Here is a 26,398-nt window from a genome sequence, read left to right on the forward strand (position 1 = left end):
AATTCAGGGTTTATTGCTGTTCTCTATACTGTCACCTTCAAATTCAATTAGATAAATGTCCTCGCTGTCTTTTTTCATATAGTAATTCTCACGAGCATATTTTTCTATTTGTTCTGGGTTTTTAAGTTCTTTAATTTGTTCTTCGTCTTTTTTTATTTCCTCTTGATAATATTCTTTATTATCCTCAAGTTCATTAATTTGAGTGTCTAGAAATCGATGGTCAAAATAGGAATAGTTGTCCAAAAAAACCATCCAAGTTGAAAAGAAAAGCAATACCCAAATGTATTTATTACTTAAAAATTTAAACCAAGGTTTGTCTTTATGTGGATTTGTCATTTCTTTTTTTTTAAAGTCCTTATTAAACGAATAGCCAATGTTTTATTAACATAACTAAAGTTGAAAACGTAAAATAATGCTTAGTTTATGCCTTCCGTTGCAATTAAATTCTAGAATCCTATATTCTGATAAAATTACAATAAAATTATAGAATTCTTTGATTTATTACTGCCCGAACTACATCAATAGCTACTGTATTGTATTTGTCATTAGGAATGATAATATCCGCAAATGCTTTTGTGGGTTCTATAAATTGCTCATGCATGGGTTTTAATGTTGTTTGATAACGGTTTAAAACTTCTTCCATATCTCGACCTCTTTCAGCAATATCACGTTTCATTCGACGGATTAATCTTTCATCAGAATCAGCGTGAACATAAATCTTTACATCAAATAAATCTCTTAATTCTGGATTTGCCAAAATTAAAATACCCTCCACAATCATCACTTTTCGAGGATGTGTAAAAACAGTATCATCGCTTCGATTGTGCGTCACAAAAGAATACACGGGTTGATTGATGTTATTTCCTTCTTTTAATTCTTTAAGATGTGTGACTAATAACTCGAAATCAATTGCACGTGGATGATCAAAATTGATTAGTGCTCTTTCATCGAATGAAAGACCGTGATTTTCCTTGTAATATGAATCTTGTGAAATAATTCCTACCTCTGTTTCGGGTAATTCATTCATGATTTGATGAACTACGGTTGTTTTTCCGCTTCCAGTTCCACCTGCAATTCCTATAATAAGCATATAATAGTTGAGTTATTTATTGATGAAGCAAAAATAGGAATTTATAGATTGAAAATAGAGAATTGCTAAATTAGAATTAGTATTTATTAATTTTTTTAAACTAAAAATGGAAATCCGTATTATTCATTATAGATTAAATAGCTAATTTTTAGTTTGACCGAAGAGATACTCAGTTATAATGCCAATTTACCCACCAGTTTTTGAATTAATTTAGTACCTTTAATTTCCTAAAAATAATACTTTGTATACTCAAATCAATAAAAATATAAGCCGTTATGTCACTTTTGAAAAAGAGGAATTAAGCATTTTTAATTCTTTATTAGAAAATAAAAAAATTCCAAAAAAGACAATTCTTTTACATGAAGGTGAAAAATGCAATTTTGAAGCTTTTGTTGTAAAAGGTTGTGTTCGCAAGTATTATATAGATTCCAATGGTATAGAAGTGATTTTGCAATTAGCAATTGAAAATGCTTGGGTAAGTGATATTTCATTTAGTATTTATGAGGACAGTCCCAGTGATGTATTTATTGAAACCTTAGAAGATTGCGAATTTTTTATGTTCAATCCCGAATCTAAAGAGGTGTTATTTGCAAAGGCACCAAGATTTGAAAGGGCTTTCCGTATATTAATGCAACGCAATCTAGCAGTAACGCAAAAACGATTGTTTAATGCTATTTCTAAAACTGCAACAGATAAATATCTGGAGTTTTTAGATAAATATCCTACACTTTCTCAGCGTGTAGCGCAACATTATATCGCTTCCTTTTTAGGGATATCTCCTGAGTTTCTAAGTAAAATTAGAACAAAACTCGCTAAAAATTAATTTCAACTATTTTCATTTCTTGTCCTAGTTCAATGCTTTAGTTTCTTTTTAGTCGCAACTTTGTATCATAATAATTAACAAAAGCGAAAATGGAAAATACAAATAGTACTAAAGAAGGTTTGATTTCAAATTCTATTTTACATAAAGCAAATACCAGAGGACATGCTAATCATGGATGGTTAGAGTCATTTCATACTTTTAGTTTTGCGGGTTATCACAATCCGGAACGTATGAATTTTGGTGTATTGCGCGTTTTGAATGATGATAGAGTGAGTCAAGGAATGGGTTTTGGAAAACACCCACACGATAATATGGAAATTATTTCTATCCCACTCGAAGGAGATTTAGAACATAAAGACAGTATGGGAAATACTACTGTAATTAAAGAAGGAGATATTCAAGCGATGAGTGCAGGAACTGGGATTTTTCACAGTGAGTATAATAAAAATAAAGACCAGTTGGTTAAGTTTTTGCAAATTTGGATTTATCCAAATAAAAAAAATGTAACACCTCGTTACGACCAAATCACTTTGGACTTGAAAGATCGTCACAATAATCTACAACAAATTTTATCTCCAAATCCAGAAGATGAAGGCGTTTGGATTCATCAAGATGCTTGGTTTCATATTGGAAAATTTGATAAAGGTTTTTCGACTTCATACCAATTAAAGAAAGCAGGAAACGGTATTTATGCTTTTGTTTTAAAAGGAGACTTTACTATTGGTGGTATTACTTTAAATGAGCGTGATGGTCTGGGAATAACTGATACGGATTCATTCAATCTTATTGCTAATTCTGATAATGCCGAAATTCTTTTGATGGAAGTACCCATGAAATTATAATTAGTTACTAAATAAATTAAATAATTAAAAATAATACTATTATGTCAACAACAAAATGGGCAATTGACCCAACACATTCAGAAATTGGGTTTAAAGTGAAACACATGATGTTTACTACTATTTCAGGTAAATTTACAAAATTTGATGCGTCAATCGAATCCAATGATTCGAATTTCGAAAATGCAAAAATTGAATTTACCGGAGCAATCGATTCAATTGCAACTGGTAATGCGGATAGAGATACCCATTTATTAAGTGCTGATTTTTTTGATGCAGGGCAATTTCCAACAATTAAATTTTCGGCAACTTCATTCTCTAAAATTAATGAAGGGGAATATGAATTGGTAGGTGATTTAACAATGCATGGGGTAACAAAATCAGTAAAGCTACCAGCAGAATTTAGTGGATTAATGAAAGACCCTTGGGGAAATACAAAATTAGCTCTTTCATTAGAAGGTAAAATTAATAGAAAAGATTGGGGATTAACTTGGAATTCAGCTCTTGAAACTGGTGGTGTACTAGTTGGTGAAGAAGTTAAATTGGCAATAGAACTTCAATTTATAAAAGAATAATCGGTTTTTAGCATAACCTCAGGTACTTCATGTAGTTGAGGTTTTTTTTAGATAAAGTTATGGGAAATATAAATATTCTATACGTAGGCAGAAATTTTGAGATATTACGTACGGTAGTCCGATTAATTAATGCAAATGCTGATTGGTCTGGGATTGGTGTTTTGAATGATGAAGAAGCTAAAGTTCTTTTTCAAGAAAAAAAATTCGAAATAGTTTTATTGGGACCTGGAATTACTGAAGAAAGCGAAACCCATTTGCGTTTGTTTTTTAGGAAACAAAATTCTAATACTGCAGTGGTACAGCATTACGGGGGAGGTAGCGGATTATTGAAAACAGAGATTTTGATGGCTTTGAATGCCTAATTATAAAAAAAGAGCGCTAATTAATTAGCGCTCTTTTTATATAATAATTTTGATTTTAGTTATTTATTCTTTTTTGCTTTAATCATCATTTCAAGTTGGTCCCATAATTCTTCTGGAATGGCTTCCAACAAATTAAACTGTCCAGCACCTTTAAGCCATTCACCACCATCAATTACAACTACTTCCCCATTTACATAGGCTGAAAAATCAGAAACCATATAGGCAGCTAAGTTGGCTAACTCTTGATGATCTCCCACACGCTTTAACGGCACTTTTTTAGCCATATCAAATTTTTCGGCAAGATCTCCAGGTAATAATCGATCCCAGGCTCCTTTAGTAGGAAATGGTCCTGGTGCAATTGCATTAGTTCGGATGCCATATTTTGCCCATTCTACAGCCAGACTTCTGGTCATAGCTAATACTCCAGCTTTGGCAGTGGCACTTGGCACAACATAAGCCGATCCTGTCCATGCGTAGGTAGTTACAATATTTAAAACAGTTGATGATGTTTGTTTGGTATCTATCCAATGTTTTCCAAAAGCAAGTGTACAGTTTTTAGTTCCTTTTAAAACAATATCAATTACGGTATCAAATGCATTAGTAGATAATCTTTCGGTAGGAGAGATGAAGTTTCCTGCAGCATTATTTAAAAGGACATCTACTTTTCCAAAAGCTTTCAAGACACCTTGCAGCATGTTTTCGACTTCTTCATAATGACGTACATCACACTGTAAAGGCAAACAGGTTCCACCTGTTTCTAATTCTAATTCAGAGGCTGTATTTTTTAATTTCTCTAGGTCTCTTGACGTAATTGCTACTTTTGCACCTAGTTCTAAGAAATATTTTGTCATTGCTTTACCTAAACCGCTTCCTCCTCCGGTTACGACTATAACTTTGCCTTTTAATGCATCATCGCGTAACATTTTATCTGTATAACCCATGATATAATTTTTTTATTGTAAATATAACAAATTAAATAGTATGCATGCATATAAAATCAAGTAATTGACTACACCTAAATTGCACATAGTTTTTTTGCCGCTTTTTCTAAAGTCGCATTGTCTTTTGCAAAACAAAAACGAATGAGGTGATGGGCTATGTTGTTTTCATAAAAAGTAGAGATGGGTATTGCCGCCACCCCATGCTCTGTGATTAATCTTTTGCAAAAATCAACATCGTTTTCATTTGATATAGAAGCATAGGATGCAACTTGAAAATAAGTGCCTTCGCAAGGCAGTAATTTAAAACGACTCTCTTTTAATAAAGCGCTAAAATAATCCCGTTTTTCAATATATAATTGACTTATTTCTTCAACAGATACTAAGTCTAAATAGTTGCTAATAGCCACCTGACAAATGCTATTCACACTAAAAACTAAAAATTGATGCACTTTCTTGATTTCTTTCATCAAATGTTCAGGAGCAATGAGATAGCCTATTTTCCAACCAGTAACATGGAAGGATTTTCCAAAAGAAGAAATTATTATGCAACGATTTAATAATTTTTCACGTGTATGAGCTGAAATATGTTTTTTTTCAAATGTGATGTATTCATACACTTCATCTGAGAGAACAATCATTTCAGGATATTTTTGTAATATATTTTCTAATGCTTCAAAATCAGAATGAATCCAAATTTTCCCAGTTGGATTATGCGGATTATTGACAATAATCATTTTTGTTTTTGAAGAACACGCATTTTCTATCTTTTCCCAGTTGGGAGTATAATTATCATTAAGAGGAACTCGCACTGGTTTTGCATTACATAAAAGAACTGGCGCTTCATAACAATCATAGCTAGGGTCTAAGATAATGACTTCATCATTAGATTTAATTAAAGCTTGAATGGTGGTAAAAATACCCTGGGTCGCACCAGCAGTAACAAGAATTTCAGTGTCTGTTCGAATGGTTCTTTTATAAGAACGGTAGGTTTGTTGAGCAATTTTGGTTAACAATGGAGGATAACCTGCCATTGGTAAATATTGATGTACATTTTCACTGGCTAACTGAGCTACAATAGTAGTCAAACGCTCGTCTACAGGAAAATTAGGGAAGCCTTGTGAAAGGTTGACAGCATCATATTCTGTTGCCATTTTAGACATTACTGTAAAAATACTTGTACCAATGTTGGGGAGTTTTGACATGCTTCTTTTTTTAATGATCTAAAAGTAAGTATTTGATTTGAGTTTAGAAATACATTTTTCGGATTCATTTTTTTGTAATCGACATTGTATTTATTTAAAACGGAAACACAAAGTAAAGTACTTTGTTAGGAGTACTTTACTTTGTGTTTTTATGATATTGTTTTATTTTTTTGGTTTAGGCATATCAGAGTTTCCCATGTCTCGAATACAAATGTATTTGCCGTCTTTTTTTTCAAATAGGCTGATGAAGTTGCCGCTCATGATTTTTGCATCAGTGGAATCTTTGACCTCATAGCCGCCAATTTCTACCACTTGATTGGCATCATTTGAAACATGAACTTCTTTAGTTTCAAAACTGATTTTGGCTCCTTTTGGAAAAGTTTTTAAATCCTCTTTTATTGAAGCTTGAATGGCAGCTTTCCCTTCTAAAGGTTTTTTTTCATTTGAAAAACTGATGGCATCATCTGCGTAATACATGATGTTATCGGTGCTTCTCGCATTAAAGTTAGTTGCAAATGCATCTTCCATCGACTGAATTTCGGTTTTGATTGCGTCTTTGTCAATTACGGCCATGGGTGCCTCTTTTTTTTGATTACAGGCTATCAGTAAAGACATAGTAACCAACATTAATCCTCCTTTTAAAATCTTGTTTTTCATAATTAAATTTTTTTAAATTTATAATGATGATTTTTGGTTAAGATAAGGGGATATTAAATTTAAGTATAAAATATTGATTATCAGTGTTTAATATTAATTTTTTGATAATAAAATGAATTTTATGCCATTTAATATTATAAATTAAAAAGTGCTAAGACTATTATTAATAAAAACCAAAAATCCATTTCCGTACAAAGCAGTTACTTTATAGGAAAATGGATATGGTTTTGAGATTTCTATTATATAAAAAAGTTTATAGTTTAAAAATTACATTTTATGAATAATAAAAATAGTAGGACGTTTATGTAAATCAATCGTTTCTTTTTTCCAAGCCGCAATTTTCTTAGTCTTGATGTATTCTGTTGGTAATGTAATGTCTGTAGCGATACATAAGTGTGTTTCAGGATGCAAGGTCAGTAATAAATCTTCGAGTAATTTATTGTTGCGATAAGGGGTTTCAATAAATATTTGTGATTGATTTTTTTCGAAAGAAATTCGTTCTAAAGTTTTAAAACTGGCTCTTTTCTCGTCTTTTTCAATAGGTAAATACCCGTGAAAGGTAAAGCTTTGACCATTCATTCCTGAAGCCATCATGGCTAATAGAATAGAAGAGGGGCCAACTAAGGGAACTACTTGAATTCCTTTTTCATGTGCTAGTTTTACGATAACAGCACCAGGATCAGCAACACCAGGGCAACCGGCCTCACTCATTAATCCCATGTTTTTACCTTCTAGTAATGGTTTGATAAAATCAAGATGTTCTTTTACTTCAGTGCGTTTGTTTAGAGTAAACAAAACTAAGTCCGATTGTTTCTTTTCGGGATTAACTTCTTTAATCGATTTTCGAGCTGTTTTGTCGTTTTCTACAATATAATGGTCAATAAAATCGATGGTCCTTTTAACAGTTTGAGGCAAAACATCCATTGGGTCGCAATCCCCCATTGTGGTTGGGATTAAATAGAGTTTTCCTAGTAAAGTATTTGGTTTCATTTTGATCGATTTATGTTTTTAATCTAATTTAGAAATGCAAAGAACGGCATTAATAAAGAAATGAATTTGTTTTGCGGGTAAAATAGGACTCCTAAAATTATGAGTGGGTCTCTTTAATTTTTGTAGCTATAATTTCGCAAACTTCATTTAGCATATTATAAACGATATCAAATCCATTGGGCATACCAAAATAAGGATCAGGTACATCTACATTTTCGTTGGGGTACAATTCGTTCAAAATGATTTGTACTTTATTCTTTTGTTCTTGAGTTTTAGATAATTCGATTACATCGTCATAATTGGATTTGTCCATGACATAGATGTAATCATAAGTTTCAAAATCAGAAGTATTGAATTGTCTTCCTTTTTGTTTTGAAATATCTAGTTTGTACTTTTTTGCTATAGCAATGGAGCGAGAATCTGGAGCGTGGCCAATATGCCAAGAACCAGTTCCTGCAGAATCTACTGTAAATTTTTCTTTTGGAAGTTTAGAAGCTAAGATACCTTCTGCCAACGGTGATCGACAAATATTGCCCAAACAAACCATTAAAATTTTTACGGGCATGATGCGTTTATAACGTTAATTTTTTATGGATATCTTCAACAAATTTTTTGAATTGTTTATCGGTTGCCACAAGATTGTCAACTGTTTTGCAAGCGTGTAATACTGTTGCGTGATCACGATCTCCAATTTGAGAACCAATATTGGCTAAGGACGCTTTAGTGAATTTTTTAGCAAAAAACATAGCCAGTTGTCTCGCCTGTACCACGTGTCTTTTTCTAGTTTTTGATTGTAATGTTTCTAAATCCAATTGGAAATAATCAGAAACAATTTTTTGAATGTAATCAATAGAAATTTCGCGTTTTACATTTTTCACAAATTTCTCTACCACACTTTTGGCTAATTCAATAGTAACCTCTTTTTTATTGAAAGAAGATTGTGCAATTAAGGAAATAATTGCTCCTTCTAATTCACGCACATTTGATTTAATGTTGCGTGCTACATATTCAATAATTTCTTCTGGAATCTCCACACCATCCCGATATAGAATGTTTTTCAAGATTGAAATTCTAGTTTCGTAATCTGGTTGGTGTAATTCAGCAGACAATCCCCATTTGAAACGAGATAATAAGCGTTGCTCAATATCTTGCATATCAACCGGTGCTTTGTCTGATGTAAGAATTACTTGTTTTCCATTTTGGTGTAAATAGTTGAAGATGTGGAAAAAGACATCTTGTGTTCCTGATTTACCCGAAAGGAATTGTACATCATCAATAATTAAAACATCGATCAATTGATAGAAGTGAATGAAGTCATTTCTATTATTTTTCTTAACGGAATCAATATATTGTTGTGTGAATATTTCGGCAGAAATGTATAAAACAGTTTTGTCTGGGTATTTGTCTTTGATTTCAACTCCTATAGCATGCGCTAAGTGTGTTTTACCAAGTCCTACGCCACCAAAAATCAATAACGGGTTAAATGATGTTCCTCCAGGTTTATTGGCAACAGCCATGCCCGCTGAGCGAGCTAGCCTATTAGAATCTCCTTCAAGGAAATTATCAAAACTATAGTTGGCATTAAGTTGGGATTCAATTTTTAAATTTCTAATTCCTGGGATTACAAAAGGATTTTTTAATTCTGGATCTAAGTTTTTAAAAGGGGCGTCAACATTTTGTGGTTTCATTGGAGCCCGGTTGGCACTTGGTAATTGTTCCGTAAACGGTTGTTTATTACCATAAGTGTTTTCCATCTTAATTTTATAAAGTAACTTTGCGTTTTTACCAAGTTCCTTAGTTAAGGCAACTTTTAATAATTTCACATAGTGTTCTTCTAACCATTCGTAGAAAAATTTACTTGGAACTTGAATATATAATGCGTTATCGGTAAGTTCAACTGATTTGATCGGTTCAAACCAAGTTTTGAATGCTTGATCTTGAATGTTGTCTTTTATAAAAGACAAACAGTTTTCCCATACTGATTGAGCAGTTTTGTTCATAAATTCTATGTAAATTATTTTATTTAGTAATCGTTGTCTTATTAAATATTATCAAAAAAGATGATATTTTTCGGGGTAACAAATATGTGAACAAATTTCTGTAAAAAAAAATAATTAGGGGTTGATTTTGAAGAAATATTGTTGTAAGTAGGTATTGAATGTTAAAATAATAATGTTAAAATAATAAAATTCATAATGAAAGTACACGAATTTACAGTACGGGTTAGATACTCAGAAACGGACCAAATGGGGGTTGTTTATCATGGTAATTACGCGCAGTATTTTGAGATGGGACGCGTGGAATGGCTAAGAAACCTTGGGGTTTCGTATAAATGGATGGAAGAAAATGGCATAATGCTTCCTGTGGTATCTTTGAATATAAATTACAAAAAACCAGCCCGATATGATGATCTCTTAACTGTTAAAACTATTTTTAAAAGTCAGACTTCCGTTAAGATAGAATTTGACTATGAGATATATAATGAAAAAATGGAGTTATTAACAATTGCGAGCTCAATTTTGGTTTTTGTTGATATGAAAACGACTCGCCCCACACTTCCACCAGACTATGTAAAAGAAAAGTTATTACGAATTTAAAATTATTAGAATTGTATTATAATTATTCCTTAATTTTAATATCTATTTCATATAACGAATTAAAAATGTCGAAAATTGTTTCGGCATTTTTTTTACGTGTTTTTATTTCAATTGTTCCAATTGGTAATCCAGTTTCTTCATTTAGTTCCATTTCTTGAGAAACAATATCAAGCTTTTTTTCTTTAATTACCCGCATGACTTTATTCATGTTTTTATAATCGAATGAAATTAGATAATGTATATCTATCGTTTTTTCAAATATGGTACAATTTTCAAGTGTAATCTGTGCTGTTGTTTTATAAGCTGAGATTAAGCCTCCTACTCCTAATTTTGTTCCTCCAAAAATTCGAACCACAACAATCAATGTATTTGTTACATCAAAGGATTGTATTTGTCCATAAATAGGCATTCCTGCGCTATTACTTGGTTCTCCATCATCATTTGCTCTATAGGACAGCATATCGGTGCCTAATTGATATGCATAACAAAAATGGCCTGCATTTGGATGTTTTTTTCTAAGAACGTCAATTAATGGTTTTACTTCCTCCTCCGATTGGATTGGAAAAGCATAACCAAAAAATTTACTATTTTTCTCTTTAAATAAAATTTCTTCCGTTGGGGCTTCAATGGTATTGTAAGTATCTTTGTTTTTCAAAAGGAATTTTAAATTATATTTTTGGTAAATAGATCAACGACATCTTCTTGTCCTACTTGTAAATTCCAAATATTTAGCCCAAGTAAAAGGGCAGCATCTGTATTTTCTTTTTTGTCATCAACAAACAAGGTTCTTTTGGGTTGCAATTCATGTTTATTCAAAACGTAATTATAAATGCTACTGTCTGGTTTTCTCATGCCAATTTCGAATGAAAAATATACTTTTTCAAAACATTGGTAAAAATCACTATAAAAGGATATTCCGCTTTTATGTTCAAATTTTTTAATATGAATGGCATCCGTATTGCTCAATAAAAATAAACGGTATTTTTTTGAAAGCATTTGAAGGAATTCCAAACGATACAATGGAAAGTCTAATAGTACGGCATTCCAAGCTTTTAATATTTCATCTATACTTGCATTAGGAATGTGTTTTTGAATTCCAATCAAAAAAATTTCTCTAGAAATTTCTCCTTTTTCAAATGCAATATTTAATTTATCTAGATCTTCATTCCATTCTTTTAATCCTAATTTTTTTAAGGCATCACTAGTGGCTTGCTTATCTAGATTTATAAAAATATCCCCAAAATCAAAAATGATAGTATTAATCATGGTTTTTGTAAATTATAAGTTCGTCAGTACCAATCGAATGCTTTTCGATCTGATTTTTTTCTAAAGCAGGGGCTTTTGTTCCTGATAAAAAAGAGACGTTGCTTACGAATATTCGTGCTTCATCCCAAAGGTTTTCATCAATGAATGTTTGTAAAGTTTGTCTACCGCCTTCTATAATTACAGATTGAATTTGGTGTCGAAATAATACATTTGTGATTTGATGAGCTATGTTTTGCCCAAAATCAATTACTTCAAAGATACAGTTTTCTTTGTCAACATTTGATGTGGATTTACATAAAATTATAGTTTTAACTTGGTTGTCAAGTACATGTCTGTTTTTCGGGATCCGATTGTTTTGGTCGATAATGATCCTAATAGGGTTTTGACCCTTCCAATCGCGAGCATCTAGTTTTGGATTGTCATCCATCACAGTTTGTGTGCCTACAAGTATAGCTTGCTCCTCAGTTCGCCATTTATGGACGAGTTGTCTAGAATAGGTATTGGTTATCCAAACGGGTCTTTTTTCTGTTTTTTCTTTCGGTGCAATAAAACCATCTTGAGTTTCTGCCCATTTTAAAATTATGTAAGGTCTTTTCTTTTGATGAAAAGTAAAAAAGCGTTTGTTTAACTCGTTGCATTCGTCTTCGAGTATGCCAACAGTGACATGTATTCCTGCTTCAATTAATTTTTTGATTCCATTTCCTGCCACTTTTTCATTTGGGTCAACAGTTCCAATAACAACATTTGGAATTTTATTTTGGATAATTAAATCACAACATGGAGGCGTTTTTCCAAAATGACTGCAAGGTTCCAAGCTCACATAAATGGTCGCTTTTTGTAATAAGGATTTGTCCTTTACGGAATTTATAGCATTTACTTCAGCATGGGGTTCACCCGCTTTTTTGTGCCAGCCTTCTCCAATAATTTTGCCGTCATAAACAATAACACTTCCCACTAAAGGGTTAGGATAGGTAGTTCCTAGTCCGTTTTTGGCTAATTCGATGCAGCGCTTGATGTATGTTTCATTTTTCTTCACTATGCAAAAGTAGTTATTTTTGAGTTTATGATTTAGTTTTAAAACTTCAGTAAATAACAATAAAGTATTTCTATTTTTGTCTTTCAAATAGTAGCATTTAATTATAATGGAAAACTGGATCATTAGAAAAATTGAAAAAAGAGATAATCAAAGCGTTGCGAAATTAATTCGTTCTGTTTTTGATGAATTGAATATTCCAAAAGTAGGAACAGCATATGCCGACCCTTATTTAGATTTAATGTATGAAGAATACAGTAAGCCTAGATCAGCGTATTTTGTAGTTGAAAACGAAGGAAGAGTAGTAGGAGTTGCAGGAGTAGCACCACTTGAAAATGAAGCGGAGACTATTTGCGAATTGCAAAAAATGTATTTTTTACCTGAAACTCGTGGTTTGGGAATCGGGAGCCAAATGATGGCTACTTGTTTGCAAAGTGCTAAAGATTTTGGATTTGAAAGCTGTTATCTTGAAACGATGCCTTATATGCTTGGCGCTCAAAAACTGTATAAAAAAGTAGGTTTTGAATACATAGATTCTCCTATGGGATGCACAGGTCATACTTCTTGTCCGGTTTGGATGTTGAAAAAATTATAAGTTATGAATTGTGAATTTTTAAATTCATAAAGCAATAAAAAAATGAAAATTAAACAATACCGTGATCAATTTATTCAAGCACTTACTCCAATTCATGGAGAAGATGAGGCTGAGAGTTTTTTCTATTTAATATTAGAAGATAAAAACCAATTAAAAAGAATTGATTTGGCTTTGCAGCCTGATTTAGTTTTCACAAATGAAGAAATCTTGGTTTGGAATTCCTTTTTGGAACAACTAAAACTAGAAATTCCAGTTCAATATTTATTAGGGAAAACGAGTTTTTATGGTTTGGATTTTGAAGTAAATGAAAATGTATTAATTCCAAGATCAGAAACCGAAGAATTGGTAGAATGGATTATTGAAACTCAAAACTCAAAACTCAAAACTCAAAAATTAAGAATTCTAGATATTGGTACAGGAAGCGGTTGTATTGCGATTTCATTAGCAAAAAATATTCCCGATGCTCAGGTTTTTGCTATCGATGTCTCGGAAAAAGCGTTGGCTACAGCCAAAAAAAATGCAATTGAAAACAATGTGGACGTCACATTTATTCATCAAAATATTCTTGAAACCGAAGATTTAGGGCAGCAGTTTGATATTATTGTTTCGAATCCTCCTTATGTTCGGAATTTAGAAAAATTAGAAATCAAAAAAAATGTTTTGGATAACGAGCCCCATTTGGCTCTTTTTGTAGATGATACAGATGCTTTGATTTTTTATAAAAAAATTGCTGAATTGGCTCAGAAAAACCTAACTCAAAACGGCTTATTGTTTTTTGAAATCAATCAATATCTTGGGAAAGAAATGATTGATTTACTGCAAGAAATGACTTTTAAAAATAGTGAATTGCGTAAAGATATTTACGGAAATGATAGAATGACCAAAAGTAGTTTGACTTAAGGAGATATAGTATCTTAAGCTTCTATTTACTCGTAACGTAAAGCCTCAATAGGATCAAGTGTAGATGCTTTTATAGCTGGATATAAACCAGATATAATTGCCACAATGAAACTGGTTAAAAAAGCTGCAAAAATGGCGCCCCATGGAATTACAAACGCAAAACTCATCGCAGTTGCTATTCCGTAACCAATCAGAATTCCGAAAATAATTCCCATTAATCCTCCTAATTGACCAATAAGTAGCGTTTCTATAAAAAACTGAAAAGCCACGGTGCTTTTTTTGGCACCTAATGCTTTTCGAACTCCAATTTCCCTTGTACGCTCCGTTACCGAAACAATCATGATGTTCATCAAAGCAATTGACGAACCTAGGATGGTTATAATTCCAATTAGCCAAGAAGCTAATCCTAAATATTTTGTGATTCCTAAAATTCTATTTATTAAATCGTCAGAGCGTACTACTCCAAAATTATTGTCTTTTAAAGGGCTCAATTTTCGAACTCTTCGCATAGTGCTCGTAGCGTTATCAATGGCTTGATCTAGAAGTTCTTTCTTAGAAACCATAATGCTCATGGTATAATTGATATTAGGAGCTGTAAATAAGGACCGCGCCACTTGAATAGGAATTAAAACTCTTAAATCTTGGCTATTACCAAAGGTGGATCCTTTTTCTTTTAGTACTCCAATTACTTTGAAACGGGCACCTCGAATGGAAATTATTTTATCAATTGGGTTTACGTCTTTTAATAATCCTTTTTCAAAATCAGAACCTACAATACAAGAATACGTATTATTAGAAATATCAAAACCATTAAAATTTCGTCCCAGTTTAGTTTCTAAACCAGAGTTTGTAATAAAATGTTCGTCTACACCCACAACAGAAATTTCAGGGTCAGTTTTGGTGGCTTCAAATTTTACTTCAGCTGCTGATGTGGCGGTAAATGATAATGAAGTTTCTGTAAAAGGATATTTGTATTTATTTTTAAATTCTACAGCTTCGGGATACGAAATAATTGGATTAATAATTTCTCGTTCTTCTCCTCGTCTTCGAGTAGTGTTTTCGTATTGATTTATATTGAATGTATTGGCTCCCATCGATGCGAAATCAGAGGATATCGTGTTTTCTAATGCGGACACAACAGTAAGGATCCCAACTAAAGCTGTTATTCCTATTGCAATGATTAAAACGGTTAGTGTGGTACGCAATAATTGCGTTCTAATAGAACCAATTGCAATCCGTACATTTTCTTTGAATAAATTTAGCATCATACTAGTTTGACACGAAAATACAATTTTTGTTACAAGTTTGTTTTAGAAGATGGAATATTTATTTTAAAAATAAGATATTTGCAGCAAGAATTATAAATTATAAAAATGGCATCAAAACCGAGTATACCTAAAGGGACTAGAGATTTTTCACCTGCTGAGGTGGCAAAACGTCAATATATCATGCAAATTATTAAAAGTAATTTTGAGAAATTTGGTTTTCAGCCTATCGAAACGCCTTCTTTTGAAAACTCAGATACCTTAATGGGGAAATATGGGGAAGAAGGTGATCGTTTGATTTTTAAGATATTAAATTCGGGAGATTATTTGGCCAAAGCCAATGTTACTCATTTAGAAAATAAAGACAGCACGAAGTTGACCTCAAGTATATCAGAGAAAGCCTTGCGTTATGATTTAACAGTGCCTTTTGCAAGATACGTGGTGCAACATCAAAATGAGATCGAATTTCCATTTAAAAGGTACCAAATCCAACCCGTTTGGCGTGCTGATCGTCCACAAAAAGGACGTTTTAGAGAGTTTTTTCAGTGTGATGCTGATGTGGTAGGTTCTAAGTCTTTATGGCAAGAAGTAGAATTAGTACAGCTATACGATACTGTTTTTACTGCTTTGGGTTTAGAAGGAGTAACCGTAAAAATCAATAATAGAAAAATATTATCTGGAATTGCTGAGGTTATCGGCGCATCGGATAAATTGATCGATTTTACTGTCGCTTTAGATAAACTAGACAAAATAGGAGAGGACGGAGTTAAAAAAGAAATGATTGAAAAAGGAATTGACGAAGTGGCTATTGAAAAAGTACAGCCTTTGTTTAATTTCACAGGAACAATTTCGGAGAAAATAGAAAAATTATCTCAGCTTTTAGCTCTTTCTGCTGAAGGAATGAAAGGAGTAGAAGAACTACGTTTCATTTGTAATAATGTTACTGAATTGGGATTATCAACTGCGATTCTTGATCTAGATGTTACGTTGGCTAGAGGACTGAATTATTATACAGGTGCTATTTTTGAAGTTGCTCCGCCAAAGGCAGTCGCTATGGGGTCTATTGGTGGCGGTGGTCGCTATGACGATTTGACTGGAATCTTTGGATTGAAAAATATGAGTGGTGTTGGGATCTCTTTTGGTTTGGACCGAATTTATTTGGTTGTAGAAGAGCTTAATTTGTTTCCAGAAACAGTTACTGAAACCACAAAAGCACTCTTCATAAATTATGGTGATAGAGAAGCTTTTTATGCCATGAAAGCAGTTAAAGAATTAAGGGCTTCAGGGGTAAAAGTAGAACTCTATCCTGATGCTGTAAAAATGGCAAAACAGTTTCAACATGCTGATAAACGAAATATCCCTTATGCAGTAATTGCAGGTGAAAATGAGATAGAAGCCAATTTATTTTCGCTTAAAAACCTAGTAACAGGAGAACAGATTTCTTTTGATCTTGAAGGACTCAAGAAGGAATTATTAAAATAGGTAATAAGCCAAGTCTTGAAAAAAAAACTAGAGTAATAAAAAATAGAAATACAATTTTTAAAAAGGAGTAAGCTCAGATTTACTACTTTATTTATGTAAAATTTCATTCTTCATAAAAGAGTTATAAAAAAAAGCTATTCAAATTTTTATTTTGAATAGCTTTTTTGTCAATACTCAATCTCATATAATTACTAAAAATTTTTGATTAGCAATTATTATTTTTTTGTTGCTTCTGTTTTAGTTGCTTCCATTTTTGCAGCTTCTTTTTTGTTGTGCTTTTTGTGTTTTCCAATTTTTACTTCTTTTGCAGGAGCAGTTGATTTAGTAGCAGTTTGTGCATTTACCATAGCTGTAGTTCCTAAAACTAACATTGCTAACAGGATTACTTTTTTCATAATTTCTAAAATTTAAATTGTTATTGTTTTTTTATAAATGTTATTATTTATACGTCAAATGTATAACCGTTAAATGAAGAGAAAATGAAGATTTCGCGATGGAATAATTTTTAACTTTTTATTAATATTTAAGAAATTGGGAATGTAATTTTGAAAGATGTGCCTTTATTAATTTCTGATTCGACTTGAATTTCAATTTGATGTAATTTGGCAATACTATCAACAATAGCAAGCCCGATTCCATGACCATCTTGTTCAAAATTAATTCGTGTAAAACGATCAAAAATTTGGGTAAGTTGTTCCTTATTCATTCCTATTCCAGTATCTGAAATAATTAAGGTATAGTTCTTATTATTCCATGAATCTGTAACAGTAATATTTCCAGAAGGGTTATTGTATTTTATTGCGTTAGTGATTAAATTAGTAATCATAACTTGAATAAGTGTTTTGTTACCTTTAAAATCAAAATTTTCTCTGATATTTTTAGCTACACTAAGTTCTCTTTCTTGAATTCTATCTTTTAGATTTTCAATCAGTTCCGTAATAATCTCACTAATATTAATTTCTTCATTGGTTTGAAATTGTTTATTGTCAATTCTTGAAATTAAAAGTAAATTATTGATTACTTTTTTCATTGCATCCAATGTGTTTAAGGAATCAGAAATTTTATCAATAGCAATATCATCTAAGGACTGGTTTTGAATTAAGTTTTCAAATCGATTTTTTAAAATAGCAATAGGTGTAAGGAGCTCATGTGACACATTACCTATGAATAGTTTTTCTTTATCAAAAGCATCTGTAATTCTATTCATCATATTATTTAAGGCATCATCTAAGTCTTTAAATTCAGATGTTTTACTGTGTATTAGAGTATGATTGAATTTTTCGGGTTCATTGATTAAAGCAATTTTTGTTGTTACTATTTTATTAAATGGTTTCAATAAATAGGACACATAAAAAAGATCGATGATAAATGTAAAAAAGGTAACTATCAAAAAAGTAATTATGATTATATAGTGAAGCAAAACGATTAGATCATCTATTGCTTTTATATTAGTTCCTATTTCAAGTTGATAATTGGTCGCATTGTAGCTAAAATGATGCTGTAAAACTCGATACTCAGCCTCTTGATTTTCAATTTTTCTTTGGTCATTATAAAAAACATCTTTACTGATTGTTTTTTGATTAGGCGATACTTCTAATTGAGTAAATTCTTTATGTAAAATGGTGAAATTACTATATACTTCAGTTGAATCATTGGCTAATAAAAAGTCTTTAATTTCTTTAGAATCTAGATTATGAACAAACTTTTCTTTCTTTTCTAATAATTCATCATCAGCATTATTGTAAATTACTTTTTTTACGATGTAGGGTAACGTTATCCATAAAATAATTATCAAAAATAATTTTGTTACAATATTGAATAATGAAAGTCTATGTTTTAGTTTCATATTTGTAAAAGTTATTTGTTTTAGGTCATCTATTGTTGCTTTTACTTACTAGTCTTACTGACGTATACATCTTGTTATTATGAATTATACTACTAAATATTTATTCTATAACCAACATTTCTAACCGTTTCAAACCATTCTAAAGAGGCATGTTTATCAAGTTTTTTTCGAAGATTTCTAACATGTACATCAATAAAATTACTGTCGGAAGTTACTTCTAGAATGTCACCCCAAACGTGTTCAATGAGTTGCATACGAGTAATTACTCGGTTTTTATTTAAAACTAAATATTGAAAAATATCAAATTCCTTTTTGGTCAATTTTATAGGTAATCCATTATAACTTACTTTGTAATCTTGCAATTGTAGCTTAAACCCATACAATTCGAGTTCGTTTTGAGCAAAACCTCCTAAACGCCTAACAATGGCAAAAAGTCGTGCTTGCAGTTCAGTAAGAGCAAATGGTTTGGTCAAATAATCATCGGCGCCAAGTTGTAATCCGTTGATTTTATCTTCCAACTCTCCACGTGCGGTAACGACAATTACCGCCATTTTCAATTGGTTTTTTCGTACCGATTTTAAAACATCAAAACCACTACCATCAGGCAACCCTAAATCTAATATCATGATGTCATAATTGTTACTACTAGCTTCATCAAGTGCGTCTTCACAAGTATTTGAAATTTTGCAAATATAGCCTGAACTAGAAAGAAATTCTTTTAGTTCAATTGCCAATTCTTTATTGTCTTCAACTATAAGTAAGTTCATATTAGTTGTTTTGCTTTAATTTATCCAAGTCAGATAACGTATAAAATTTCAGATTATTCAATTTCATGTATTTACATAAAAACTCCAAAGTTTCAATTTTTGTTTGATAATTTCCCGTTATGTTTTTGACGGGTTTATGACTGCATAAAATCAAAATTTTATTTTGTTTTTTAGCATCATCTAATAACTCCAATAAATAAGGAATGCTAAAATGGATGTGACTGTTGTCAATATCAAAAGCATAGAGGTATTTGGAGTTTCTAAAATAGCAGCCTTCTTTCTCCGGTTTTTTATTTTCAAAATCTCTTCCTCTGATTATTTTAAATTTTGGTGCTAATGCTGTATCGAGTGCAGCCGACCGCTCCCCATAAGGATAGGCAAATGAAGAAACGTTAAAACCATTTTTCTTCATTGAAACCATCATTGGATCAATTTCTTGTTTGATGTATTTATCAATTCCGTTTTTGGCTACAAATTTCACTGCATTATAATGGTGGTATCCATGACCTGCAATTTCATGTCCTTCACCTTGTAATTGATGCAGTTTTTGCATTTGAGGTTTACCAATGGAGTCTATTCTGCAAACACAAAATGTAGCTTTCCAATCGTATTTTTTTAGTACTTTATCAGCTTCGTACCATTCATCAACATAGGCGTCATCAAAAGAAATAACTACGCCAGCTTTGTAAGGGGGTTGTTTTTTATCTTGACAAGATATCAGAATTAAAAAAGACGCAATTAGGAATGATTTTAATAAAGTTAGTTTCATTAATTATTTTTTTGAGAATCAAATCAAATATAAATCTTTTTGGTCTCTCTATTTATTTATATATGACACTATTTAATTGTTATTTAAAGTTAAAAAAAAGCCAGCAAACTGCTTTACTGACTTTTATTACTAACAACTTTAAAATATAAATAACCTAATCTTTTTCTGTAATTTTTATAAAATCACCATTTTGTCAAGAAAAAAGTATCGTAAAATATTCCGTTACAAATAATCCCTATTTCATAAGTGATAACACTATTTTTTGACTTTAATTCTAGAAGCGTCATTGATGCTGAAATTTTCCTTCAATTTTTCATGGTTATTTTATAAGTCAAAATTATATTCCTTAAATGAAGAATAAATGAAGATTGTAATTTTCTGTTTTTAAGACAACATTCTTACTTCATAGGGCTGTATTTTATGAAACAGGAAAGAGGTGTTTTTTAAAATTGCGATTTTAAGAATTACTTTAATGTAAATTTTGATTTAAATATCCTTTATTTTTCTTTTTAGGTTATTTTAAAAATGGCATAAAAAAAAGCTTTGTTTTAGTAAACAAAGCTTTTTTTAATATAAGGTAATCACGAATTAATAATTATACAGAAACTAACCTTAAATTTTTAGATCAGAACCAGTAACAAACTTATAGAAACTAAAACGTAATAGTCTTAAAATTATATTAAAATTTTAATTATGGTTGAAAAGTAAATGAACGAAATATTTTATGAAAATAAATTTAGTTAAATTAAACAATGACAATTTGACATTTTATAAGATTTGGCAGTACTTTTGCAATTCAAAGAAAAGTGAAAAAAATGAAGTTTAAGAATATTTTTAAAAATACTAGTAATATGGCTACTGATAATACAGAAATCGATCAAAACATAGAGGATGTAACTACAGATAATAATACGAATACTAATGAAGAGCAAGTAATTGCTGAAGAATTAAGTGTTGAGGAGCAATTAACGCAAGACTTAGCTAAAGAAAAAGATAAGTATTTAAGGTTGTTTGCTGAATTTGAAAATTACAAACGTAGAACGACTAAAGAGCGTATCGAATTGTTTAAAACGGCAAACCAAGAAGTTTTATTGGCGATGCTTCCTGTTTTAGATGATTTTGACAGAGCAGTTGTTGAAATTGCTAAATCTGAGGATGAGGTATTAATGAAAGGCGTTGAGCTTATTCATGAAAAACTTAAAAATACTTTAGTAGCTAAAGGATTGGAACAAATAGATGTAAAAGCAGGAGATGCATTTGATGCTGATTTTGCCGAAGCAATTACTCAAATTCCTGCTCCTTCTGATAAGATGAAAGGTAAAATTGTTGATGTTCTTGAAAAAGGATATAAATTGGGAGATAAGATTATTCGTTTTCCAAAAGTTGTAATAGGGCAATAATAGAGGAAATAATTTTTTGCTTCTATACCATTCAAAAACAAAAAAATGAAAAAAGATTTTTACGAGATATTAGGCATTTCAAAAAGTGCAGATTCTGCAGCAATAAAGAAAGCTTACAGAAAAAAAGCCTTAGAGTTTCATCCTGACAAAAACCCTGGAGACAAATCGGCAGAAGATAAATTTAAGGAAGCTGCTGAAGCTTACGAAATTTTAAGTGATCAGAATAAAAAAGCGAAATACGACCAATACGGTCATCAAGCTTTTGATGGTTCAGGCGGTTTTGGTGGCGGTGGTCATCATGGCGGAATGAATATGGATGACATCTTCAGTCAATTTGGAGATATTTTCGGTAGCGCCTTTGGTGGTGGTGGCGGATTTGGTGGCGGTGGCGGAGGTCAACGTAGAACTAAAGGAAGCAATCTTCGTATCAAAGTAAAATTAACTTTGGAAGAAGTTGCCAATGGTGTAGAGAAAAAAGTAAAAGTAAAACGCAAGGTTCAAGCGCCTGGCGTATCGTATAAAACCTGTTCTACTTGTAATGGTCAAGGGCAAGTAATGCGTGTAACCAATACAATTTTGGGTAGAATGCAATCAGCTTCAACCTGTCCAACTTGTGGTGGTTCTGGTCAAATTTTAGACAAAAAACCATCTGAAGCGGATGCTCAAGGGATGATTCTTGAAGATGAAACAGTATCTATAAAAATACCTGCTGGTGTAGTTGACGGAATGCAACTGAAAGTTTCTAATAAAGGAAACGATGCCCCAGGGAACAGTGTTCCAGGTGATTTAATTGTTGCTATCGAAGAGCTAGAACATGAATTCTTGAAACGTGAAGGAGAGAATTTGCATTATGATTTATACATCAGTTTTGCCGAGGCGGTTCTTGGAATCTCTAAAGATATCGAAGCAATCAATGGTAAAGTTAGAATCAAACTGGAAGAAGGAATTCAATCAGGAAAAATCCTTAGACTCAAAGGAAAAGGAATTCCTAGTATTAATGGATACGGAAGTGGTGATTTACTAGTTCATGTAAACGTTTGGACTCCAAAAACATTAAACAAAGAGCAAAAACAATTTTTTGAAAAAAACATTGATGATGAAAACTTTGTTCCAAATCCTGAAAAATCAGATAAATCATTTTTCGAGAAAGTAAAAGATATGTTTTCTTAATTTTTATAAAGGTTAAAAATTAAATATATTTCCCATCCTTGTTCAAATAAGGATGGGTTTTTTTATGTAACATTTGGGCCTATTTTGCTACTAATTATTTACTTTTACACGCGTTAGGCTATAACGAGCTAAACGGATGAAATAAATTCAAAATTCAGCATGAGTATTTTACTTGAAGTTAATAAAGTAGTTAAGCAATACGGTGATTATGTAGCGCTTAATGAAGTTTCATTATCGGTTCCTAAGGGCAGTATTTATGGACTATTAGGTCCTAACGGTGCCGGAAAAACATCTTTAATCCGAATCATAAATCAAATTACATTTCCAGATCGTGGTGAAATCATTCTTGATGGTGAAAAACTACAACCCAAACACGTTCAATATATTGGATACCTTCCTGAAGAAAGAGGATTGTACACCAGTATGAAAGTGGGAGAACAATGTTTGTATTTGGCTCAAATGAAAGGACTTTCAAAAGCCGAAGCCAAAAAACAATTGGATTATTGGTTTGATAGACTAGGAATTCAAGGTTGGTGGAACAAAAAAATCCAAGAGCTTTCTAAAGGAATGGCACAAAAAATTCAGTTTGTAGTTTGTGTTTTGCACAAGCCAAAATTATTGATTTTTGATGAGCCTTTCTCTGGTTTTGATCCAGTAAATGCCAATGTTATAAAAGAAGAGATCCTGGCTTTAAGAGAAGAGGGTGCCACTATCATTTTTTCGACACACCGCATGGAAAGTGTTGAGGAACTGTGTGATGATATCGCTTTAATCCACAAGTCAAACAAATTATTAGAAGGGAAACTGAGTGATGTAAAAAGACAGTTCAAAACGAATAGCTATGAAGTGGGGATTTTATCTGATAATGTAGAAGGTTTGATGTATGATATTACACAAAAATTCACTGTGGGGCCTGCTAATTTCAAATCCTTAAATAAGGAACTAAAGCTAGAAATTCAATTAGGGAAAGCCTTGCCAAATGAACTATTGAACGTATTGACGCAACGTGGACAAGTCACTCATTTTGTGGAAAAAATACCAAGTGTAAATGATATTTTTATTCAATCCGTTAGCGAAAAATAATTTTTTGGTAAATCCTAAATTCTAAATTAAAATGAGCATCATTTCATTAATCATAAAAAGAGAGTTTATTGCCAAAGTGCGTAATAAATCTTTTATCGTAATGACCTTTTTAAGTCCGTTACTTTTTGTTGGAATAGCCGCTTTTGTAGGTTATTTAAGTTCGATGAAAGCAGACACAAAACGAATCGCCATTCACGACGAATCCGGTTTGTTTGTAAAAGACTTTACAGCACAAAACAGTAAAAAGGGCGAATATAAATACCTCGATTTATCGGTAATCGATTCGAAATTTCTGAAAGACAGCATCACTAACGAAAGTTATGAAGGACTGTTAATCATTCCGAAATCAACAAATATTACCGATTTTGAAAGTAAAATCCAATTCATATCGAACAGTAGTCCCAGTATTTCTTTTATTGAAAATGTGCAAGATGTCATAGGCAATAAAATCACCAAAATAAATTTAGAGAACGCACACCTTGATACCTTAGCTATTAAAAAGGCACAATCGGTAGTAAATATTAGTCTGGCCAAAGCTTCTGGGGAAGAAAGTGTAAAAGGATTAAATGAAATTAAAATTGCTATTGGTGGCGGTTTTGGTTATTTAATAATGATGTTCATCATAATTTATGGAAATATGGTGATGCGTTCTGTAATCGAAGAAAAAACAAATCGTATCATAGAAATCATTATTTCCTCAGTTAAACCATTCCAATTAATGATTGGTAAAATCATAGGAACTTCATTAGCAGGAATATTGCAGTTCGTAATTTGGGCCGTAATTGGACTATCATTAATGTTTGCCGCTTCATTGTTTTTTGGGGTAAATGTGGGGCCAACAGCTAAAGTCCCACCTGAATTAATGCAACAAGCACAACAAGAATTTGCTGGTACAGCCCAAATGTATATCAAAGAATTGTGGAACTTACCCATTGCTAATATTTTGCTGGGTTTTGTGGTTTATTTCATAGGTGGTTATTTTCTATACAGTTCATTTTACGCAGCAATCGGTGCGGCAGTGGATAATCAAACCGATTCACAACAGTTTTTACTGCCTATCATCATGCCGTTGATGTTGAGTGTTTATGTTGGATTTTTTAGTGTAATACATGATCCGCACGGAACTATTGCGGTCGTTTTCTCCATGATTCCGCTCACATCGCCTATTGTTATGTTGATGCGAATCCCGTTTGGCGTACCTTTGTGGCAAATTGCCATATCCGTAACACTATTATTCGCCACTTTCTTTGGAGTAGTTTGGTTTGCTGCTAAGATTTATAGAGTTGGAATATTGATGTACGGTAAAAAACCAACTTGGAAAGAGTTGTACAAATGGCTTAACTATTAAAATAATTTGGAACTATTTCCTGCTTTTCGTTTCAATCTTTTTTAATTCGCTAAAGAAGCGAATTAAAAAAGGATTTTCACTGCAATCAGGGTTATTGAAATAGATTATAATTAATTTGTGAACTTTGCAAAAAAACTTTGCGAACTTTGCGGTAAAATAATAAAAAAACATGCCTAAAATACTAATTATAGAAGACGAAGCAGCTATTCGAAGAGTACTAACAAAAATACTTTCCGAAGAGAACGATACCTATGAAGTAGAAGATGCCGAAGATGGTGCGATAGGTTTTGAAAAAATAAAAAACAACGATTACGATTTGGTTTTGTGTGATATCAAAATGCCGAAAATGGATGGTGTGGAGTTACTCGAAGCCGTAAAAAAAATAAAACCCGAAATCCCAATGGTGATGATCTCTGGTCATGGCGATATGGAAACGGCAATCAATACCATGCGTTTGGGCGCTTTTGATTATATATCAAAACCACCTGATTTGAACCGTTTATTAAATACCGTTCGAAACGCATTAGACAAAAAACAACTGGTAGTTGAAAATAAGATTCTAAAGAAAAAAGTCAGCAAGAACTACGAAATGATTGGGGATAGTGAGGCCATCAATCACATTAAAGTGATGATTGACAAAGTTGCTCAAACGGAAGCTCGTGTTTTAATTACAGGACCAAATGGAACTGGTAAGGAACTAGTGGCGCATCAATTGCATGAAAAAAGTGAGAGAGCTGATTTTCCTTTAATCGAAGTAAACTGTGCCGCAATCCCATCTGAACTGATAGAAAGCGAGCTTTTTGGTCATGTAAAAGGTGCTTTTACCTCGGCTGTAAAAGACCGCGCAGGAAAATTTGAAGCGGCCGATAAAGGAACTATTTTCTTGGATGAAATTGGAGACATGAGTCTTTCGGCTCAAGCCAAAGTATTGCGTGCTTTACAAGAAAGTATGATTACTAGAGTAGGCGCTGATAAAGATATCAAAGTCAATGTTCGCGTTGTGGCAGCAACTAATAAAGATTTAAAAGTCGAAATTGCCGAAGGTCGTTTCCGTGAAGATTTATACCACCGTTTAGCAGTAATATTAATAAAAGTACCATCGTTGAATGACAGACGTGACGATATTCCAATGTTGATTTCTCATTTTGCTGACAAAATTGCTTCTGAGCAAGGAAATGCATTAAAACATTTTTCTAAAGATGCAATCAAATTATTGCAGGAATACGATTGGACTGGAAATATACGTGAATTACGAAATGTAGTGGAGCGTTTAATAATTCTTGGAGGAAACGAAATTTCCGAGAGTGATGTGAAGTTGTTTGCTTCAAAATAATTGAATAATTTAAAGATTTAAAGATTTAAAAATTAGGAGGGAAATTCTTTTAATTTTTCAATTCT

The 26,398-nt window shown here is 32.0% G+C and carries 29 protein-coding genes; 13 read left to right on the forward strand and 16 right to left on the reverse strand.

The features are described 5' to 3' along the window. Positions 1-3: 3 nt before the first annotated feature. Entirely contained in the window at positions 4-336 is a 333-nt protein-coding gene (locus tag AB3G39_RS06100) for a septum formation initiator family protein (protein ID WP_367754795.1), read from the reverse strand. Between the two features lie 145 nt (positions 337-481). Next, entirely contained in the window at positions 482-1,090 is a 609-nt protein-coding gene (gene udk / locus AB3G39_RS06105) for a uridine kinase (protein ID WP_367754793.1), read from the reverse strand. 241 nt (positions 1,091-1,331) lie between these two features. Here udk and AB3G39_RS06110 point away from each other — a divergent pair, with 241 nt between their 5' ends. The 4 genes from AB3G39_RS06110 to AB3G39_RS06125 all read left to right on the forward strand — a co-directional run bounded on the left by AB3G39_RS06110 (position 1,332) and on the right by AB3G39_RS06125 (position 3,689). After that, positions 1,332-1,913, forward strand: coding sequence for a Crp/Fnr family transcriptional regulator (locus tag AB3G39_RS06110; RefSeq protein WP_367754791.1), 582 nt, complete (start codon positions 1,332-1,334; stop codon positions 1,911-1,913). A gap of 89 nt (positions 1,914-2,002) precedes the next feature. Next, the gene (locus AB3G39_RS06115; protein WP_369752426.1) at positions 2,003-2,755 is read left to right on the forward strand and encodes a pirin family protein; all 753 of its coding nucleotides are present in this window, start codon (positions 2,003-2,005) and stop codon (positions 2,753-2,755) included. Between the two features lie 41 nt (positions 2,756-2,796). Next, positions 2,797-3,327, forward strand: coding sequence for a YceI family protein (locus AB3G39_RS06120; RefSeq protein WP_369769744.1), 531 nt, complete (start codon positions 2,797-2,799; stop codon positions 3,325-3,327). A gap of 59 nt (positions 3,328-3,386) precedes the next feature. After that, complete coding sequence (locus tag AB3G39_RS06125; RefSeq protein ID WP_367754785.1) at positions 3,387-3,689, forward strand: hypothetical protein; 303 nt, start codon at positions 3,387-3,389, stop codon at positions 3,687-3,689. 59 nt (positions 3,690-3,748) lie between these two features. On the opposite strand, the gene AB3G39_RS06130 is transcribed toward AB3G39_RS06125, so the two are convergent. The 6 genes from AB3G39_RS06130 to dnaA all read right to left on the reverse strand — a co-directional run bounded on the left by AB3G39_RS06130 (position 3,749) and on the right by dnaA (position 9,479). After that, complete coding sequence (locus AB3G39_RS06130) at positions 3,749-4,630, reverse strand: SDR family oxidoreductase (RefSeq protein ID WP_369769745.1); 882 nt, start codon at positions 4,628-4,630, stop codon at positions 3,749-3,751. Between the two features lie 74 nt (positions 4,631-4,704). Beyond that, the gene (locus AB3G39_RS06135) at positions 4,705-5,832 is read right to left on the reverse strand and encodes a methionine aminotransferase (RefSeq protein WP_369769746.1); all 1,128 of its coding nucleotides are present in this window, start codon (positions 5,830-5,832) and stop codon (positions 4,705-4,707) included. Between the two features lie 162 nt (positions 5,833-5,994). Then, the gene (locus AB3G39_RS06140) at positions 5,995-6,489 is read right to left on the reverse strand and encodes a DUF4440 domain-containing protein (RefSeq protein WP_369766241.1); all 495 of its coding nucleotides are present in this window, start codon (positions 6,487-6,489) and stop codon (positions 5,995-5,997) included. 267 nt (positions 6,490-6,756) lie between these two features. Then, a complete protein-coding gene (locus AB3G39_RS06145; protein WP_367754778.1) occupies positions 6,757-7,479 on the reverse strand; it encodes an SAM-dependent methyltransferase in 723 nt (240 codons plus the stop codon). A 97-nt stretch (positions 7,480-7,576) separates the two neighbouring features. Then, the gene (locus AB3G39_RS06150; protein ID WP_369769747.1) at positions 7,577-8,044 is read right to left on the reverse strand and encodes a low molecular weight protein-tyrosine-phosphatase; all 468 of its coding nucleotides are present in this window, start codon (positions 8,042-8,044) and stop codon (positions 7,577-7,579) included. A gap of 7 nt (positions 8,045-8,051) precedes the next feature. After that, complete coding sequence (dnaA, locus tag AB3G39_RS06155; protein ID WP_367754774.1) at positions 8,052-9,479, reverse strand: chromosomal replication initiator protein DnaA; 1,428 nt, start codon at positions 9,477-9,479, stop codon at positions 8,052-8,054. Between the two features lie 195 nt (positions 9,480-9,674). Here dnaA and AB3G39_RS06160 point away from each other — a divergent pair, with 195 nt between their 5' ends. Further along, positions 9,675-10,076: an acyl-CoA thioesterase gene (locus AB3G39_RS06160; protein WP_367771665.1), complete on the forward strand. Its 402-nt coding sequence runs from the start codon at positions 9,675-9,677 to the stop codon at positions 10,074-10,076. Between the two features lie 22 nt (positions 10,077-10,098). On the opposite strand, the gene AB3G39_RS06165 is transcribed toward AB3G39_RS06160, so the two are convergent. Genes AB3G39_RS06165 through ribD form a run of 3 tightly spaced genes read right to left on the reverse strand, consistent with a single transcriptional unit; the run spans position 10,099 to position 12,378 of the window. Continuing rightward, positions 10,099-10,731: a YigZ family protein gene (locus AB3G39_RS06165; RefSeq protein WP_367771663.1), complete on the reverse strand. Its 633-nt coding sequence runs from the start codon at positions 10,729-10,731 to the stop codon at positions 10,099-10,101. An 8-nt stretch (positions 10,732-10,739) separates the two neighbouring features. Continuing rightward, positions 10,740-11,342, reverse strand: coding sequence for an HAD family hydrolase (locus AB3G39_RS06170; protein ID WP_369766242.1), 603 nt, complete (start codon positions 11,340-11,342; stop codon positions 10,740-10,742). Beyond that, positions 11,335-12,378 carry a bifunctional diaminohydroxyphosphoribosylaminopyrimidine deaminase/5-amino-6-(5-phosphoribosylamino)uracil reductase RibD gene (gene ribD, locus AB3G39_RS06175; protein ID WP_369766264.1) on the reverse strand — a complete coding sequence of 348 codons (1,044 nt, stop codon included), beginning with the start codon at positions 12,376-12,378 and terminating at the stop codon, positions 11,335-11,337. Before ribD ends, AB3G39_RS06170 begins: the two co-directional genes overlap by 8 nt. A 106-nt stretch (positions 12,379-12,484) precedes the next feature. On the opposite strand from ribD, the gene AB3G39_RS06180 reads away from it, so the two are divergent. Together AB3G39_RS06180 and prmC are read left to right on the forward strand one after the other, a co-directional pair. Beyond that, positions 12,485-12,970, forward strand: coding sequence for a GNAT family N-acetyltransferase (locus AB3G39_RS06180; protein WP_369752419.1), 486 nt, complete (start codon positions 12,485-12,487; stop codon positions 12,968-12,970). A gap of 42 nt (positions 12,971-13,012) precedes the next feature. Beyond that, on the forward strand, positions 13,013-13,870 hold the full coding sequence (prmC, locus tag AB3G39_RS06185) for a peptide chain release factor N(5)-glutamine methyltransferase (protein ID WP_369769748.1): 858 nt from the start codon (positions 13,013-13,015) through the stop codon (positions 13,868-13,870). Positions 13,871-13,896: 26 nt separating this feature from the next. Here the strand turns inward: prmC and AB3G39_RS06190 are convergent, their stop codons facing one another. Beyond that, positions 13,897-15,138, reverse strand: coding sequence for an ABC transporter permease (locus AB3G39_RS06190; protein WP_367754764.1), 1,242 nt, complete (start codon positions 15,136-15,138; stop codon positions 13,897-13,899). 105 nt (positions 15,139-15,243) lie between these two features. On the opposite strand from AB3G39_RS06190, the gene hisS reads away from it, so the two are divergent. After that, positions 15,244-16,617: a histidine--tRNA ligase gene (hisS, locus tag AB3G39_RS06195; RefSeq protein WP_369769749.1), complete on the forward strand. Its 1,374-nt coding sequence runs from the start codon at positions 15,244-15,246 to the stop codon at positions 16,615-16,617. A 215-nt stretch (positions 16,618-16,832) separates the two neighbouring features. Here the strand turns inward: hisS and AB3G39_RS06200 are convergent, their stop codons facing one another. From AB3G39_RS06200 to AB3G39_RS06215, 4 genes are all read right to left on the reverse strand, one after another. Beyond that, entirely contained in the window at positions 16,833-17,012 is a 180-nt protein-coding gene (locus tag AB3G39_RS06200) for a hypothetical protein (RefSeq protein WP_369752415.1), read from the reverse strand. 128 nt (positions 17,013-17,140) lie between these two features. Then, on the reverse strand, positions 17,141-18,463 hold the full coding sequence (locus AB3G39_RS06205) for a sensor histidine kinase (RefSeq protein ID WP_369752414.1): 1,323 nt from the start codon (positions 18,461-18,463) through the stop codon (positions 17,141-17,143). A 92-nt stretch (positions 18,464-18,555) separates the two neighbouring features. Then, complete coding sequence (locus AB3G39_RS06210; protein ID WP_367754757.1) at positions 18,556-19,230, reverse strand: response regulator transcription factor; 675 nt, start codon at positions 19,228-19,230, stop codon at positions 18,556-18,558. 1 nt (position 19,231) lies between these two features. Further along, positions 19,232-19,999, reverse strand: a complete 768-nt coding sequence (locus AB3G39_RS06215; protein ID WP_369769750.1) for a polysaccharide deacetylase family protein — start codon at positions 19,997-19,999, stop codon at positions 19,232-19,234. A gap of 815 nt (positions 20,000-20,814) precedes the next feature. Here AB3G39_RS06215 and AB3G39_RS06220 point away from each other — a divergent pair. From AB3G39_RS06220 to AB3G39_RS06240, 5 genes are all read left to right on the forward strand, one after another. After that, positions 20,815-21,399, forward strand: a complete 585-nt coding sequence (locus AB3G39_RS06220) for a nucleotide exchange factor GrpE (RefSeq protein WP_369752411.1) — start codon at positions 20,815-20,817, stop codon at positions 21,397-21,399. A 45-nt stretch (positions 21,400-21,444) separates the two neighbouring features. Next, positions 21,445-22,569 carry a molecular chaperone DnaJ gene (gene dnaJ, locus AB3G39_RS06225; protein ID WP_369769751.1) on the forward strand — a complete coding sequence of 375 codons (1,125 nt, stop codon included), beginning with the start codon at positions 21,445-21,447 and terminating at the stop codon, positions 22,567-22,569. Positions 22,570-22,728: 159 nt separating this feature from the next. Continuing rightward, positions 22,729-23,652: an ABC transporter ATP-binding protein gene (locus AB3G39_RS06230; protein ID WP_367754749.1), complete on the forward strand. Its 924-nt coding sequence runs from the start codon at positions 22,729-22,731 to the stop codon at positions 23,650-23,652. 31 nt (positions 23,653-23,683) lie between these two features. After that, positions 23,684-25,000, forward strand: a complete 1,317-nt coding sequence (locus AB3G39_RS06235) for an ABC transporter permease (protein ID WP_369766247.1) — start codon at positions 23,684-23,686, stop codon at positions 24,998-25,000. Between the two features lie 169 nt (positions 25,001-25,169). Further along, positions 25,170-26,333: a sigma-54-dependent transcriptional regulator gene (locus AB3G39_RS06240; protein ID WP_369766248.1), complete on the forward strand. Its 1,164-nt coding sequence runs from the start codon at positions 25,170-25,172 to the stop codon at positions 26,331-26,333. The last annotated feature ends 65 nt before the right edge of the window (positions 26,334-26,398 follow it).

It is taken from the genome of Flavobacterium sp. WC2416 (assembly GCF_041200095.1).
Taxonomy (GTDB): Bacteria; Bacteroidota; Bacteroidia; order Flavobacteriales; family Flavobacteriaceae; genus Flavobacterium.

Bases quoted from the DNA above. Each gene is read 5' to 3' on its own strand.
- AB3G39_RS06125 (WP_367754785.1), top strand. From the start codon at position 3,387: ATGGGAAATATAAATATTCTATACGTAGGCAGAAATTTTGAGATATTA.
- AB3G39_RS06220 (WP_369752411.1), top strand. From the start codon at position 20,815: ATGAAGTTTAAGAATATTTTTAAAAATACTAGTAATATGGCTACTGAT.
- AB3G39_RS06230 (WP_367754749.1), top strand. From the start codon at position 22,729: ATGAGTATTTTACTTGAAGTTAATAAAGTAGTTAAGCAATACGGTGAT.
- AB3G39_RS06130 (WP_369769745.1), bottom strand. From the start codon at position 4,630: ATGGGTTATACAGATAAAATGTTACGCGATGATGCATTAAAAGGCAAA.
- AB3G39_RS06215 (WP_369769750.1), bottom strand. From the start codon at position 19,999: ATGAAACTAACTTTATTAAAATCATTCCTAATTGCGTCTTTTTTAATT.
- AB3G39_RS06100 (WP_367754795.1), bottom strand. From the start codon at position 336: ATGACAAATCCACATAAAGACAAACCTTGGTTTAAATTTTTAAGTAAT.
- AB3G39_RS06160 (WP_367771665.1), top strand. From the start codon at position 9,675: ATGAAAGTACACGAATTTACAGTACGGGTTAGATACTCAGAAACGGAC.
- AB3G39_RS06180 (WP_369752419.1), top strand. From the start codon at position 12,485: ATGGAAAACTGGATCATTAGAAAAATTGAAAAAAGAGATAATCAAAGC.
- AB3G39_RS06200 (WP_369752415.1), bottom strand. From the start codon at position 17,012: ATGAAAAAAGTAATCCTGTTAGCAATGTTAGTTTTAGGAACTACAGCT.
- prmC (WP_369769748.1), top strand. From the start codon at position 13,013: ATGAAAATTAAACAATACCGTGATCAATTTATTCAAGCACTTACTCCA.
- hisS (WP_369769749.1), top strand. From the start codon at position 15,244: ATGGCATCAAAACCGAGTATACCTAAAGGGACTAGAGATTTTTCACCT.
- AB3G39_RS06210 (WP_367754757.1), bottom strand. From the start codon at position 19,230: ATGAACTTACTTATAGTTGAAGACAATAAAGAATTGGCAATTGAACTA.
- udk (WP_367754793.1), bottom strand. From the start codon at position 1,090: ATGCTTATTATAGGAATTGCAGGTGGAACTGGAAGCGGAAAAACAACC.
- dnaA (WP_367754774.1), bottom strand. From the start codon at position 9,479: ATGAACAAAACTGCTCAATCAGTATGGGAAAACTGTTTGTCTTTTATA.
- AB3G39_RS06135 (WP_369769746.1), bottom strand. From the start codon at position 5,832: ATGTCAAAACTCCCCAACATTGGTACAAGTATTTTTACAGTAATGTCT.
- AB3G39_RS06145 (WP_367754778.1), bottom strand. From the start codon at position 7,479: ATGAAACCAAATACTTTACTAGGAAAACTCTATTTAATCCCAACCACA.
- AB3G39_RS06170 (WP_369766242.1), bottom strand. From the start codon at position 11,342: ATGATTAATACTATCATTTTTGATTTTGGGGATATTTTTATAAATCTA.
- AB3G39_RS06190 (WP_367754764.1), bottom strand. From the start codon at position 15,138: ATGATGCTAAATTTATTCAAAGAAAATGTACGGATTGCAATTGGTTCT.
- AB3G39_RS06140 (WP_369766241.1), bottom strand. From the start codon at position 6,489: ATGAAAAACAAGATTTTAAAAGGAGGATTAATGTTGGTTACTATGTCT.
- AB3G39_RS06150 (WP_369769747.1), bottom strand. From the start codon at position 8,044: ATGCCCGTAAAAATTTTAATGGTTTGTTTGGGCAATATTTGTCGATCA.
- AB3G39_RS06120 (WP_369769744.1), top strand. From the start codon at position 2,797: ATGTCAACAACAAAATGGGCAATTGACCCAACACATTCAGAAATTGGG.
- AB3G39_RS06115 (WP_369752426.1), top strand. From the start codon at position 2,003: ATGGAAAATACAAATAGTACTAAAGAAGGTTTGATTTCAAATTCTATT.
- dnaJ (WP_369769751.1), top strand. From the start codon at position 21,445: ATGAAAAAAGATTTTTACGAGATATTAGGCATTTCAAAAAGTGCAGAT.
- AB3G39_RS06240 (WP_369766248.1), top strand. From the start codon at position 25,170: ATGCCTAAAATACTAATTATAGAAGACGAAGCAGCTATTCGAAGAGTA.
- AB3G39_RS06235 (WP_369766247.1), top strand. From the start codon at position 23,684: ATGAGCATCATTTCATTAATCATAAAAAGAGAGTTTATTGCCAAAGTG.
- AB3G39_RS06205 (WP_369752414.1), bottom strand. From the start codon at position 18,463: ATGAAACTAAAACATAGACTTTCATTATTCAATATTGTAACAAAATTA.